This window comes from Pseudomonas fluorescens, from assembly GCF_000730425.1.
Lineage (GTDB): Bacteria > Pseudomonadota > Gammaproteobacteria > Pseudomonadales > Pseudomonadaceae > Aquipseudomonas > Aquipseudomonas fluorescens_X.
This window is the reverse complement of sequence record NZ_CP008896.1, coordinates 3,249,743-3,263,660: the sequence shown is the minus strand read 5'-3', so window position 1 is coordinate 3,263,660 and position 13,918 is coordinate 3,249,743. Positions and strand designations below refer to the sequence as shown.

The following is a 13,918-nucleotide window of genomic DNA, read 5'->3' as shown; positions in this document are numbered from 1 at the left end:
AAGGTGTTTGATTTGCAAGCTAGAACAGCAAGAAGCCCGAAGGACAGAGATGCCCGCTAGACACTTGGTCGGTTTTTATTGACCCGCCGTACCGGATTTATCAGAGGCCGGGCCTCCATTGAAGCTAAAATCGGTGGTGCCGTTGGTGATCCATTCGACCAGCTTTTCCTTGTGAGTGTAAGCCACCACTCCACGTTTTTGAGTCGGATCGAATCTTAAGACGCGCCATATACCGAAATCGGGGCCGAAGTCGATGAACACGGGTTTGGAAACCCACCAGCGAGCAAAAAGCTTGCTGCGGGAATGCCAGCTAAATGAAGCCAGTCCATTCTCCGACACTTTCGACAAACCCATTCTGAAGTTGTACCTGTCGAACTCAGTCCGCGTGCCATCGATCACCCAGATCATATTTTGATAGTAGTTTTGCCTCGCGATTACCTCTTCAGGATGTATCGTCGATCTCTGAAACTCAATAACCATCCCTGAAGGCGTTCGGACATCTGCTATATGTCTCTCCCCTGAGGACGCTTGCAACACAACTTCCTGCCACTCGGTTGGGAACATATTCTTCCAATCGCGATGCCATGCCGTTTCCGTTTCCCACCACGGATCGCAATTGTCCAAACGTTTATGAGCCCAATGCCAGACGACATGGTTCCCGCATTTAGCGACAGTCTGGGAACCACAAAAACTGCAAACACCACGTGCTTTTGGAGTGGCCTCTACACGAGCGCCTTCAAGCAATGAGTATTTCATTTTCTTCCTTGATGATAAAAATGAGGGGCGGTAGCTCTTAACTTCCTAGTTGTCAGTACCTTGTGACCCACAGGACGAAAGACAAATATCTGAACACGGTAGTCGTCGTGTCGCTCTGGCCTCTTTCAACAATTGCTCAGCGTACATAGCCGGATCATCATCTGGCAGCGGGTAGCCTGCAGCAGATAGAGCTTCGGCGCGCTCTTCAATGAGCAGACGCTCGGGATCGCGAACCGTTTGGTAGGCTCTGCCTGGTACGCGTCGAGTCGTGTCCATTCTCGGCTCCCCAGAAGGCTGATGGCTAAGAGCGACTAAATTACTTTTAGAACGATAACAGAACGCTCTGAATAGCGATGCTCCGCTGCGAGTCACGAGGGAGGGTGCGTTACGATCTATGTTTCACAGAGACGCAAACACCAAGCAAGCGGAGCGCGCAGGCGTGAGGGATGCGAGCCCGCAGGGTCGAGACACGCCTTGGCGGGGCTCGATTTACGGCAGCCTGACGCCGCAGGCGGCACGCCATCAACGCCAACAAGAGGTAACTCAAATGCCCGACGATGAACTGCGCGAACTGGAGGCCAAGAGACGAAAGGCTTTGTGGATACTTGCGCACATATCTCCAGGCGATTCGAAGGCGTTCGATGCCTTATCCATCCTTGATGACCTTGACCTTCAAGAACGGAAATACTCCCCCAATGCTGACAAGGCACTTGATCTCAACCAGCTTCGGGATTGTGTCACGCTGCAGCATCACAACTCCGGAATCGACATCATTTTGGAGCAGACTATCCCCCAGCCCTGGAGGGAGCGCTTCAATCAGGCGAGTATCGGGTCGACCAGATTGTTAGATGGGCCTTACGCTGCGGACTGGTATAAATTCCTGGCTTGTTGGGAATCAGAGATGCAGCACCTCGAGGCACACAGAACTGCCAGAAGTAAGCCCAAGCTGGATTGATGCAGACGGAGAATAGACGTGGAACGAGACAGCGATGACACCGTGTATTGCGACATCCAAATGCCGGTGGCTCAAGGGCGTGAGCTATTGGCGTTAGTGAATGCCCTGCGAGAGTCGAAAGCTCATCCAAGTCTCGACAGAGTTTTTGAACACATGCAGGACGAGCTCAGCACCTCAATCGACATCGTTAAGAATCCGCCATCGTGGGGCCCATGGGGGCCGACGCATAACTGAGCCTTTAGTCGGCTATCCTTTCCATTCAGACGAGCAAACGCTGACTGGGAGCATGGAAGACTCAAAAAACGTCGCTCCGGCGCCCTATAACGGGGCGAAAATAACGGCAAAATACACTTTAAGTGGGTGATTGCCATATGCCATACTCGGTTATCAACGATTTTTCGCCCAGCTTGGCCACCTCCCTGATGGAGGTTTTAGTCGCTATGGTAACGACTAGCAGGAGAAGAGCCTTAATGGCGTTCCTGAGAAGCGGAGCTGTGACGGGGCTGCCGTTTGCCGAGTTCTGAGGCTGCTTGTTTATTGAACCTTGGGGGCTTTCGCCAAGTCTGAACTATAGTCGTAAAGCCGCTTGTCGGCTGACGGCAGGTACTGCTTGTGAAGCTTGGTGAACGAGCTCGATAATCCGCACCGCTTTTGCTAGCGAGGCAGTATTACGTTTTTTTCCATTGAAAGCAGTGGTCGCGCATTGGAATTCGTTGATGCACCGTGGAACAAAATTCTTAGAGGATGGAGCTATGACTCTTGAGCGTATGATCGAAGAGGCCCGTAACCGTAACGGTTCTCATGAAGCCAGCCTAAAGGCGGCTCGTGATCGCATGGCCGCGACTAACCACCGTCTGGCACGTGAATTCGCTAAACAAGAAGTCACTGCGACGCTGCTTGCCAAGACCTGCAGCCTCTAATAAATCCCTTCATCCGAAAGCAGCCTAATGGGCTGCTTTTTTTTGCGCGATCACAATGACTCCATACCTCATCACCAGCTTCGAAGAGGCGACGATGGCAGCGTTGATTCATGAGCCATACGGCTATGATCACGCTGACATCTTCAAAAAACCTCAGATCAAGTACATCTATAACTACTTGAAGTCCTTCATGCCCGAGATTCCGAAGGGTAAGAAGACGGTAGGAAGCATCCTGCTTGAGCACGAATACATCGACCGAGACTTCCTCGAGGACTACTCGCGTTTTTACCTGGGGCGTTTCGGCAACGATGGCTACAAGTGCGCTCGGCTTCACTTCTTCAGTTGCGATCTGACTCACAAGCGGCTCGACGCTCTACTGGCGGGTGACGTGGGAGAAATGTTAGATGATGCTGAGGATGACAATGCTGTAAAAACTCTAGAGCAACTCCAGTCGCACTACCTCGGTTTCATGGTTATCAAACCTCTCACCAGGACATTCGTGGGGAAAACCTGCCTTCGTGTCAGTGGTGACCGAGGTGTGGGCAAGAAGAAAATTGACAAGCCTTATGATGTGAATCTCTTTGGCATCAAGCTGACAATCGACTCAATTGCATTCCAAGAACAGGACAAGGTGGTTGCCGCGTGTGCTACCACCGCCATTTGGACAGCGTTGCACAGTTCGCCTGGTCGTAGTGTTAAGGACATTAAATCCTGCAGTGAGATCACCACCGCCGCCCTGAATTTTGTGGACGGTTCCAGTAATGGATTCCCAAATAAAGAGCTTACCAATAAGCAGATCCAGCGAACGCTTGATATTGAGGGGCTGCGATATCACAACAATAGCCTTGAGGAATCAACTCCTGAATCTTTCCGAGAGTCCCTCGTTGCTCACATTAATAGCAACCTGCCCGTCATTTTGACGGGAAAAGTATACGGCGTGGAACCCAACGAAGCTGGTGAGTACGTCAAAGCTGGGCACGCAATTACCGCCCTTGGTTATGACTTCCGGGGTGATTCGAAATGGGTATACGTTCATGACGACCGACTCGGGCCGTACGCACGAGCAGAAATGGTCATGCTTGACGAATTTTTCGGGGAATCCACTCCTGAGGCCGTAAAAGGTCGTTGGGGGCTGGCGATGTCCATTCGAGAACCGGATGCCACTAACTGGGTGGCTCCCCATGAGATTATTGTTCCAGATATCTCGATCATCCCGGCAGATAGAAAGACGCGCATCGACTTCAAGTTCGCTCATGGCACAGCAGAGCGTATTCGTGATCAGGTATTGGGATACCTGGAAGATGAAATGTGTCCTCTGCTTGAGATCCCGGTTCCTTCGGTCAGGTACGAGATCAAACTGGCATCGATTGCTCAAGCGCGAGACGATGTCCGTAAACATTACACCCACCGCAAGGTCAATGACGTGTTGGGTACTTACACCCTCGATGAAGAGAGAATGATTCGCTGGCGTAAGGAAAAACTCAGTTTCTTGACTGGCAGCCTCGCACGCTTACAGTGGCAAATTGATGTCTACTGGGATTCCGAGTGTGCTTTCCAGGTGTTCTTGGATGCGACTGACATTCCCTTGGGCAACGCTGTATCTGGCATTTACATTCATGACCCAATTTATGCAGATGCGATGCTGGCCGGCTTCAAGGGGCAGGAGAGCCAGATCGCCGGTCTAGATGATCAGCACTTCTTCCCGGCGTTCACCAGGGCTGTGAAGCAGCGCCGAGATGACTACGAAAGTCATCTCAATAGCATGTATGGGACATTGCGTGCGCCCAACCACATTAAAGAGAACGAGGTCTCGCGGAACGGAAAAGGCACCAACAAGACCGCGAAAAAATTCTGGGATCCGCAACAAATCCGTTTGGTTGATGTTCACGAGGCCTACAAGAAAGTGGCCGATTCAGTGGCTAACGACCCATCCTCTGAGAGTAAGCTTATCTGGGCCATAGGTAAGGACGGCGTGTTATTCGTCGCTGAGGACATTCCAAAACCTGATGAGCTCGGTCACCCAAGTATGACTGGGATGCAGGCCGCTCGGATTGCGGGAGAAATACGGCCAAAGGCTGGCTATTGGGAGGTCAACTTCTTCTCTGGAAGGTACAGCGGTGATTACGCCGATATAGAGAAGACTCAGTTTCTTACAAACGCCGTGTACAAAATTCAGTCACTCTTCCCGTATGACAAGTTTGAAGCTTTTTACCCTTATGCCCCTTCCTCCCAAGGTCTGGTTTCGCCTGATCTAGCGGCACAGGGAGGCGGTGACGATACGGCGGAACCCGCTGCTGTGCTCGCTTAATCCGAATAAACCCGGCTTCAGGGCATCGCCCTCGGTCGGGTTCACTCCTATCAAGCTGTTCACCGCACTGGTGAATGCCCTTTTCTCAGCCTGCATCCAATCTGGGCGTTTATCCCTTCAGAAAGCCAGTGCCAGACTCACGTTTGACTTTTCAATGGATCAGAATGTGCGAGCTACAGGCACTGTCCAGGGAGGAACTGATCTCTGCATACCGCAAGCGGAGCGCGCAGGCGTGCGGGATGAAAGCCCGAAGGGCCGAGACGCAGGCTTTGCCAAGGCTCGGTTCACGACAGCCGCTACCCGCAGGGGCACGCCGTGACCGAAAACTCAGGGTCATCAGAGCTCCGCATTCCATGCATCCATAGCCTCGCTCACAGCCGCGTACCACTGGAGATCATCGAGCTGTAGGGCATTCGCGATTTGCCTGTTGGTATTGCCGTCGACCCAAGTCGGGAGACTCTCCATGGCCTCTCTGAACAGACTGGCTGTAGCGACAGCGAATCGCCCCGTACTTGTAGACTGGAGGCACACGTAGCGCACAGCAGCGCCACTATGGAGCCGACGCCAAGCCACCACCTCAATACAGTCCTGCAGCTCTACAGGGGCCTCAGCAGCGTGATCAGCCTTCTGCCCCACCTCGATCTCTGCCACAGATTGAAATGGCCTGCTAGATTTTCCCGGTTGGTGGACAAGGTGCTGCAACTGCTCACGTGCCGCGATAATCTGATCTCGGAGTTCTTCAGGATCGATGGACATCCCGCCCTCCGGTGTCACCTTGAGGGTCTTCAAGGAGTTCGCCGCTAGGATGAACTCGCGTTCACGCGCTTTCTCACGCTCGGGGCGGCGGTCGGGGCGGATGACGCTCCAAAGCGTTGTGAGCAACTTCAATGAATTCTCCTACCTGAGGCATTGGGCGCGGATCCCGCGATCATACAAGCAAGGTAAGGCGCCTGAAGCGAAAGCCCTGCCCACAATATTGTAGGGCTAACAACCTGTTTGGTATTCAAACCGAGAAGCCCACACAGAGGGTGTCACTTCGGTTCGGGCGAGCTACCCCCTGCTGCATGATGTCATGCGTGCTTAGGATCAAGGCCAGCCGCTTAGATCGTGAGACGGCTGTGTAAAGCATGCTTCGTTCCACAAATTCGCTTTGACTCAGAGTGCAAAGGATCGACGTCTCGTACTCGCTGCCTTGCGCCTTATGAATGGATATGGCGTAGGCAAGTTTCATTCCCAGCCCGAACAAGTCCATCCTGGAGAGGGTCACTTCGAGCCCATTGAAGAAAAACACACCTGAAGTCTGGCCATCGATTGACGTAATGCCAGTCATGATCCCGGTGTTGCCGTTGAACAGATTATGCTCGTAGCTATTCTGAGTGACGATGACGGGGTCGTTAACGCGCAGCCAGTATTTGCCCATCCAGATACCCTGCGTCTCGTCTGTATGCTGGAGGGCGCTTTGCAGGTGTTTGTTTATCTTGTGCCCGGAATCCGGCATGCGATCAGACATGTGTGGCGTCAGGATCTGAGCGTCAGGGATGATCTGCTTGATCTTCGCGAGGTGTGTCAGCATGTCCTGCGTGTTTGTGCAGGGGATCAGATAAACCCCATCGCTCTCGCCATTCCAGAATGGCAAGGTGTCCAGGTGACCAGATCTAATCTTCATGGCGATGTTCTGAAGATGACTGTTGCCGGTAGACCTGTGAACCTTGATCAGGTGGGTCGACGGTATCGCCTTCGATTTGGCCAGTGCATGGAAGAAGATTCCATAACCAACCGGAGATAGCTGACCGGTATCGCCTACTAGCAAGAGAGACAGTTCTTTCTTCGCAAAGGCATTCAGCAGTTTCAGCATCAAGGCGATGTCTACCATGCTGGATTCATCGATAATTACCAGAGGGTCGCCTCCAGTGCTGAGCCCTGAGCTTGCAGTGCTGATTTTGATCAAGAAACTGTGGATCGTGTAGGTGTCTCGGCCAACAGACTCCTTGGCCCGCTCCTTGGCTTTTCCGCTCAGTGCTAAGACATGCACAGGGCGGTGCTGAGAGGCTATATCAACGATGGCTTTCAGCACCGTTGTCTTGCCCGTACCGCCAAATCCAGTCAGCGTGCTGATGCGATTAGTAAGCGCCATCAGCACTGCGCTTTTCTGGTCTCGGGTGAGTGAGTGTCCAGGCACGCTCTTACCGTGTGCGCAGTAATCTTCAATCGCTTGCTCCAGTTCCTGCGGAGAACCGTGAAGCAATGAGGCCTGAGCGGACAGTAGACTCGCGACTCGCTGCTCGAGTTTACTTTCGACAAGGGCCGCTCCCAGTGGCTGGATAAGCGTCGTCCCTTGATACTTCTTAACGCATACAGCACGCCTTTGTAGGGCGCATTCGATAGCTTGGTCTACCAGTCTGGCGGATGGAAGCTTCTGCATCAGGGCGGCTTTTAGCTCTTCTATTTCGTATGCGGTATGGCCCTGATCCAAGCGCACATAGAGCAAATTCTCCACAAGGCCGGCCAGCCTGCGTGGGTCATCACGAGGTATGCCTAGCTTGGCTGCTGCGGCGTCTACGATTTTCCACATGTTTGGGTGGATGCCTTGAAACGCAATGAGGCTGTACGGATTAAGCTTCAGGCGCTCTACCGTATCCGTCTGGCAAACCTTGAGAACGCTTTTGGCGAGCCCAGGATCGAAGTCGTGCTCCATGAGAAATTCAATTGTTGAAATCTCATCCTGCAGTGTCCTCCAGGCATCCACGACCTTTTGGGCGAGATCAGGATTAATCAGTTCCGCCAGGTGGCTGACTCTGCCTGCAGTCAATGCCTGAGCAAGGTTTTCTGCGCCAAATGCCCTGACCAGTTTCGAGACTTTCGCTTTGCCGAATGACAGCCCGCGAAATGCAGGATGCTTTATCAGCAATCTTTCCACATATGCCGCTATGGGCAGGTTTACGATGTGACAGCTTTCGATCAGAACGAAATCCCTGTACTGATCATGCCCTGTGATCGAGCCTTTGAACTGCCAGCATTCACCGGGTTGAGGAATGCGGGTGATGACTTTATAGCTTGCTCTGCATGTGTAAATTTTGTTTTGGCCAATGATGCGCCCGGAAAAGACTGCACCGCCAAAACTGCCTGGCTTCACCGAGCTCACCTGGATCACGCTCGACAGATTGCTCATAGGATGAATGACCGCCCGGAGTCGATCATCAAGTCCTGCTGGCTACTGATTTCCTGTGCAGATGTGCGAAGCAACCGCAGCTCGGCAGAGAGTTGCTCAACTTGCTCGCGGAGCAGTTCGTTTTCCTTCGACTTTTGCTCAAGCATTACTCGCAACCGATTCGCTTCGCGACTTTTCGAATCCGCCATATCAATCGCCAGAGACTCAGGATCTTTGGCCGCAACAAACTCACTGCCTATGCGGCGAATGTCCTTCGCGATGACCTGCTCAAGGGTTTTGCCCTGTGAGCAAAAGATCTTCTTGGCGCTTTCAGAAAACCACTGCCTACGATTACCACATTCATCAGCGATTTTGCTGAAGTTGACGGCGCCAAACTGATTCACAGGAAACTTTTTTCCAGCCTGTTCAAGCTGCAGCACATAGTCCCTGTAGCGGTCGTACGGAGAGCGCTTTTGATCACTGGTCGCCATGCGCGCTTCCTTTAGCCTTCATCCAAAGGACGAAAGGTTCGACAAGCTCTTTTGGGACAAGACCCTCCCTAGGTTCAAGGTCGTCAAAACTGCAGCAAATCTTTTTAGCCTGCATGTCAACTGTAAACATCCCATCACTTGCATCGAGCACCAACTTGAGGGCCCGGCAGGTTTTGTCAAACTTCGCCATGAATCCTTGATCCACATGCGTTGTGTCCGGCAGGGTTACTGGCTGAGCACCATGGCTACGAAGGGCTGAGCGCAGAGCTTCGACCTCCTTCCTCAGTTTCTCTGTCTCAGCTTGAAGTTGGTCTGCTCGCTGAACGGCCAGCTTTCCGACAAGCTTGTCCTTCTTGGACTCCATGTTTCCAGCAGCATCCCAGTGCTTGAAGAATATTGGCCCGAGCAGAGTCCAATAGTCAGTGCTCTGTACCAAGGTTCTGTAGCCAATCTTCTTTTCGTTTACAGGAAGCCCATCGTTGTAAAGTTCGGCGCAGAATCTTGAGTAAGGCGTAACTCCATCGAATGATGCTTTTCCTACGAAAGACTTCAGCTTAGGTATTACTTCGTCTTTAATTCGGGAAATTCTATAGTCGCGGTTCAGCTTTTGAGAGCCTGCAAAGCGGTTTTGGCCCTTTTTTGCACCTTTGCTCATGCAGGAACACCTCTTGGGCTCGAAATTAGCTTCAGGATTGCAGTAGGTCGTTCCAAGGCCATGGGCTTACTCATTGCATCATTCAAATCATGCAGTGAAAGACCCAGAACTTCACACGTAGACCGAATCAGACCCCTAAATTCATCGATCAACGTGAATCCTGTAGGAGCTTCTTGCAGCATGCGGTTAAAGTCTCCAGTGAATGCAAGGAGCTTGTTTCTTGCCACTTTAACCTGCGTGTCTAACTGTGGAGTGAAATACTCCGCATGCGACTTGGCTTCTGCAGTGCGAGCAATCAGGTTGGAAAGCGAGTCTTTCTTGAGCTCTAAGCGCTCCAGGTGCTCTGAAACGATTTCAGGTTTTTCTACCAGGAAGCTTTCACGCGTTTTGATTTCGTTATGCATTTGCTCGAGGCAGTGAGCAGTAACGCTCCATGAAATGATCTCTGCGGCGAGGAATTTGCGACGATTGGCTTTTGGCACAAGGCTTTCAGGCGATGCTCCATTCCTTTTAGACTCAGCGATATAGGCCTCCAGCTCGCTACACTCGTCAGTTAGCACACGAATGTGACCGTATATCCTTGGCAGGTGGTCGACAGTTTTGACCGAGTAATAGCAGCCCCCGCACGGCATACTTATCCCAGGAATGGCACCCAGGTCTTTAACGACGTCCGCTGGGCAGCGATTACCAAATGGGCAGATATGAGTGGGCATAAAGGCCAGCGAGTCGATGGGGCGCTGCCTTGTCTCCCTGACACCCGAAACCACATCATCCTTGGTCTCACGGTCAAAAGAGATCGCACCGAAGTCAATCAGAGACTTCTCCTTGTCTCGCCGGAAAGCCTGCTGAAGCTTCGATGCAACGTCTTCTGCTTTGATGTTAGACATTGCTGGGCGGTCAACTAGCCATCCATGCTCAATACTCAATTTTTGATACTGGGCAACCGATTTTAGGTATGCAGGGTCAACTTTTGCGTAATACATTACATGTTCATCACTGGCATGGCCGGTAATAAATGCGCCGATGATGTGTGGCGGCAAAATTGGGATGTATTCAGATACAACTGATACTCGGCAGGAGTGCGGGGTATGTTCGATTAATTTGCAGGCCTGTCCCTCAAGTTTGATCACGGTGAGATAGTCGTGAGGATCATTAATAGATTCCAGATCCCCCACAGCCTCTGGCATTGCGTTCGTCGCCTCAATGCCCAGCTGAAACCTGCAGAACAAGTCAAAAGAATAAATTAGCCTTTTGAAATATTTCGCATAGGCCTCCGGAGTCAGCACGCCAGGACTTGTTCCCTTCGGAAATAGCGTGATGATTTTGCCATGCTCATTTTCTTCATGGTAGTCATACCAGGTTTCGACATCCATTGCGGGATCGTTAAACCAAGGGATCATGGCTTTTTGACGATCCAGCAGTTCAATTACCGTCTTCGAAACAGTAGCGTCCCAGGGGCCGTTTACTTTGTCAGTGTTGATGCGTAACTTGCAAAGCGCAGGCAGGGGTCTTGAACGATCAATTCGCATATCATAGGTTCGCCTCTCTAGCCAACGTATGTGAATACTACGAACCCCTGTCTCCAGTGCGATGATATTATGTCTGATGTAATTGAGCTGAGGATAGAACACCCACTTCCCTTCGCGTTCAACCGAGTGTTCAATAATTGGCACGACAAACCTTGGAAGAAGTCGCAGCGCCTCATACTTCATGGGGCGATTATCTTCGGATTTAGGCTGCGAAGCGTCAAATGATGGGTTCCGGTAGAACACAATTGGAACGTACCCAAGTTTTTCAGTTTGAACGATTTTTTGGGTGTTGTTCCAATCCTTTGTTTCAATATCTGCCCTGAATTGTTTGTCGAATAGGTTTATTTGTTCGTGATATACCCTTTCGGCTAGGTGAGTTGTGAAAGACTCTATCGCGTAGCAGTATTGGAGAAGGTATGGGAAATGCTCAGAATGAAATGCAGGCTTATTAGAGCTATTCCTTCTTCGCACGATGGGGAAATCGAGCTCAAGTATGGGGCAAACAAAACCAGAAAGTTTCTCGTCGGCGCTCGAGTGAGCCGTCAAGTAGTTGAAAAAGCTGGTGATGTGGTACATGATCTGCTGGATCGTTGAGTTTGACCTGCCTCTGCGAAGAAAAGTGAGGAAGCCTATGTATCCATCGCCCTCCATGTGCGTCCGATTAAGCTCACTTGGGTGAGGAGGAAGCAATCCCGTGGCAGTAGGGTATTCGCCAAACAACCAGGTATTCAGAACTGAGAAGCTCTTGCTGTAAGCGTCGAAAGACTTAATACCCCGAGACTTTTGTAAGCCGGTGTATTTGTCCTGATATTTCAACCACGACTCGACACTTTCCTTGTGCTCATCAGGATAGTCATATTCGCCAGAGGCCAGAGCTTTTCTACTGGCGTGCAAATCATTTTTAGGGCGGACGGCGACCTGGCTACATCTGTCAGAATACAGCCTCTGAACATAGTTCCAAAACGCGGCTGGGGCGATGGGGTACTGGAACCAGTCAACGTCATTTCTTCGCATTAAGACCAAGTGGTCGGCGAGGTCAGCGATGTCATCTGGATTGATGTCTTCGATTCTATGCCAGTCTGTGCAACGAATCATGCGCCATGCGTACCATCCAAAGTTTTTGACGGCACTAGGCTTCATTACGGAGGTAATGTCCGGAATGTTTTCGTAGGGAACATGCGAGACAAACGGTTTGCTCACAAATGCAAGCACCTCGGTATAGGATGCTGCAGCAAACTCATAGAAGTTGGTTCCTTCGTCCTGATTGTGAACCGTGGGCTTCCTAAGGTCAGCCGGGAGCAGGACAGCTCGCTCCTGCCAGAGAAAGTGAAGAATTAAGACGCAGTCTTTACTCAGCCTCTCCAAGGAAGACTTGTTGAGCCAGTCAATAGAGGCCTTCGGAACGACCTGCTTCGCAATTTCTATCGGCGCAGTCTTTTTCGTGCAAGCTAAAGCATTACGCACCCACACTTCATCATAAATAGGTGCATTTGACACGTTCAGGTGGTCATCAAACAGGCGCACGATGGACGCGTTGTAATATTCGTTACGAGCGCCGCTTGTTACCTTACTTGGAGAGATATAGTTCGTGCCAAACAGCTCTTTGCAGACGCAAGCCTTGGCTTTCGTGATCGCCTCTTTAATGGAGCTATCAAGAGGCGCTCCAGTTTTGATAATCTGAATATCCTTAGTCAGGTTAATCATGTTGCGTCCCTTGAATGCGATTCGCCTCGTCCTTCAATACTTCGAGCTGGCGCAGATAAAACTCCTCGCGAATTGTGGTAAAGGAGGCATCGCCTCTTTGCATGACGTACTGGTTAGCATGTTGAATGTATGCTTCGATGATGTCGGTGTCGTGCTTCGCGTACTTCATCGTGGATGTAACGCTGGCATGGCCCATCAGGATCTTCACGTAGGTAATGGGTAGACCAGGAAGGGTTTGACCAGGAACTGGCATGTAATTAAGCGTGTAGGTTCCGTACATATGCCTCAGAGAGTGAGTGCTGATGCCTGTGACGTCCGGCAAGCCTGCCTTCAAAGAGTATTTCTTGAAGGTTTTGTCACGGCTGCTCCTGTCGCTTGCGAAGAAGGGCCTGCCGTCAGAGTTCTGAAACAAGAAATCATGTCCAACGCTAGAGTTGTATTCTAGGGTCAGGTACTTCTCAAGGCTCTCCCAGAATATTTTAGCGAATGGTTCAATCATGAAGGTGACCTCGGTCTCCCGACCTTTCCAGGAGAGAAGCTTATGCTCTTCTTCAGTAATACCAGGCGCTTTCCTCGCAAAGGGGTCGCGTAGGAACACTGCAAAATCGTCATCGTCGATGTCGGACATTCGAACTTGTAGCGCCTCGCTTGTACGCGAACCTGTCGCGGCAAGTAGGGCATATAGCGTCATATCCCTGTAAAATGTCGTGGACTTTGCAGGCTTGGCCTGTCTGAGAAAGTCGATGGATCGTTCTATAGGGAATGGAAGGATCTTGAACGGCTGCTTGTCGTGTTTGCTGTTCCTACGCCCTGCTTTAGCAAACAGCTTATCTCTCTTGCGTTTAGGCAAAACTGAGTTCAGCGAGCCACGAATGACTGCTGCCATCCATGAATTAGCTTTTTGGGCCGAAACCTCATATTGACTTCGATATTCGGCCTTGCTCGAGCAGAACCGACTGAACAGATGGTCAGGTGCTGTCATGTTTTTTGACTCGGCTACCTCAAGAAACCATCGAATAGACGACTCTATTGATTCCGCGATTGAGTTTTGACCGGTTAGCCGTGTCTTCCCTAGGCTATGGGCCAGCGTCTTCGCTATCGGGTTCGTGGCGTCCGTACCGAAGAGGAGATAAACCTGGTAGCTGTAGATGACGGTCTCGATAGTGACCTCGACATCTGCAGGAAATTGGGTTTTCGTCGCCTCATATACGTAGTCGATGAAGCGGCCAACGTGCTCCGAGTAGAGCTTATCGGTGTTTCCTGCGTAGCCCTTACGTGCCAGCCACGTCGTGTAGTCGGTGAACGGTTTGAACTCGCGTGCCTCGTCGGGCATGCCAGGGTCGAGATGAAGCAGGATGTAGTTAGCCTCGCTCGTAACGGGCGCTTCGACCAAGATGAAGTTTTTCATGAGCTCTTATTCCAAATACCACACCCTATTAGCTTTGGGTGTCG

Annotated in this window: 11 protein-coding genes; 4 read left to right on the top strand and 7 right to left on the bottom strand. The window is 51.2% G+C overall.

Going from position 1 to position 13,918, the window contains the following annotated elements; translation table 11 throughout:
* Window positions 1–75 precede the first annotated feature (75 nt).
* Window positions 76–756, bottom strand: coding sequence for a competence protein CoiA (locus HZ99_RS14530; protein WP_033898335.1), 681 nt, complete (start codon window positions 754–756; stop codon window positions 76–78).
* Between the two features lie 547 nt (window positions 757–1,303).
* On the opposite strand from HZ99_RS14530, the gene HZ99_RS14525 reads away from it, so the two are divergent.
* The 4 genes from HZ99_RS14525 to HZ99_RS14510 all read left to right on the top strand — a co-directional run bounded on the left by HZ99_RS14525 (window position 1,304) and on the right by HZ99_RS14510 (window position 4,939).
* The gene (locus HZ99_RS14525; RefSeq protein WP_038448081.1) at window positions 1,304–1,711 is read left to right on the top strand and encodes a hypothetical protein; all 408 of its coding nucleotides are present in this window, start codon (window positions 1,304–1,306) and stop codon (window positions 1,709–1,711) included.
* Between the two features lie 18 nt (window positions 1,712–1,729).
* On the top strand, window positions 1,730–1,945 hold the full coding sequence (locus HZ99_RS29245) for a hypothetical protein (protein WP_007246723.1): 216 nt from the start codon (window positions 1,730–1,732) through the stop codon (window positions 1,943–1,945).
* Window positions 1,946–2,463: 518 nt separating this feature from the next.
* The gene (locus tag HZ99_RS29015) at window positions 2,464–2,631 is read left to right on the top strand and encodes a hypothetical protein (RefSeq protein WP_010203399.1); all 168 of its coding nucleotides are present in this window, start codon (window positions 2,464–2,466) and stop codon (window positions 2,629–2,631) included.
* 94 nt (window positions 2,632–2,725) lie between these two features.
* Complete coding sequence (locus HZ99_RS14510) at window positions 2,726–4,939, top strand: hypothetical protein (protein WP_010203400.1); 2,214 nt, start codon at window positions 2,726–2,728, stop codon at window positions 4,937–4,939.
* A 336-nt stretch (window positions 4,940–5,275) separates the two neighbouring features.
* Here HZ99_RS14510 and HZ99_RS14505 read toward each other — a convergent pair whose 3' ends face one another.
* The 6 genes from HZ99_RS14505 to HZ99_RS14480 all read right to left on the bottom strand — a co-directional run bounded on the left by HZ99_RS14505 (window position 5,276) and on the right by HZ99_RS14480 (window position 13,874).
* Window positions 5,276–5,827 carry a hypothetical protein gene (locus HZ99_RS14505; protein ID WP_044269470.1) on the bottom strand — a complete coding sequence of 184 codons (552 nt, stop codon included), beginning with the start codon at window positions 5,825–5,827 and terminating at the stop codon, window positions 5,276–5,278.
* Window positions 5,828–5,942: 115 nt separating this feature from the next.
* Window positions 5,943–8,108: an AAA family ATPase gene (locus tag HZ99_RS14500; protein ID WP_038443833.1), complete on the bottom strand. Its 2,166-nt coding sequence runs from the start codon at window positions 8,106–8,108 to the stop codon at window positions 5,943–5,945.
* Complete coding sequence (locus HZ99_RS14495) at window positions 8,105–8,578, bottom strand: hypothetical protein (protein ID WP_034139556.1); 474 nt, start codon at window positions 8,576–8,578, stop codon at window positions 8,105–8,107. The genes HZ99_RS14500 and HZ99_RS14495 overlap by 4 nt, the downstream gene beginning before the upstream one ends.
* Window positions 8,565–9,233 (bottom strand): hypothetical protein, encoded by a 669-nt coding sequence (locus tag HZ99_RS14490; RefSeq protein ID WP_034139555.1) that lies wholly within the window; start codon window positions 9,231–9,233, stop codon window positions 8,565–8,567. The genes HZ99_RS14495 and HZ99_RS14490 overlap by 14 nt, the downstream gene beginning before the upstream one ends.
* On the bottom strand, window positions 9,230–12,466 hold the full coding sequence (locus tag HZ99_RS14485; RefSeq protein WP_038443832.1) for a hypothetical protein: 3,237 nt from the start codon (window positions 12,464–12,466) through the stop codon (window positions 9,230–9,232). The genes HZ99_RS14490 and HZ99_RS14485 overlap by 4 nt, the downstream gene beginning before the upstream one ends.
* On the bottom strand, window positions 12,459–13,874 hold the full coding sequence (locus HZ99_RS14480; RefSeq protein ID WP_034139553.1) for a tyrosine-type recombinase/integrase: 1,416 nt from the start codon (window positions 13,872–13,874) through the stop codon (window positions 12,459–12,461). Before HZ99_RS14480 ends, HZ99_RS14485 begins: the two co-directional genes overlap by 8 nt.
* Window positions 13,875–13,918: the final 44 nt, after the last annotated feature.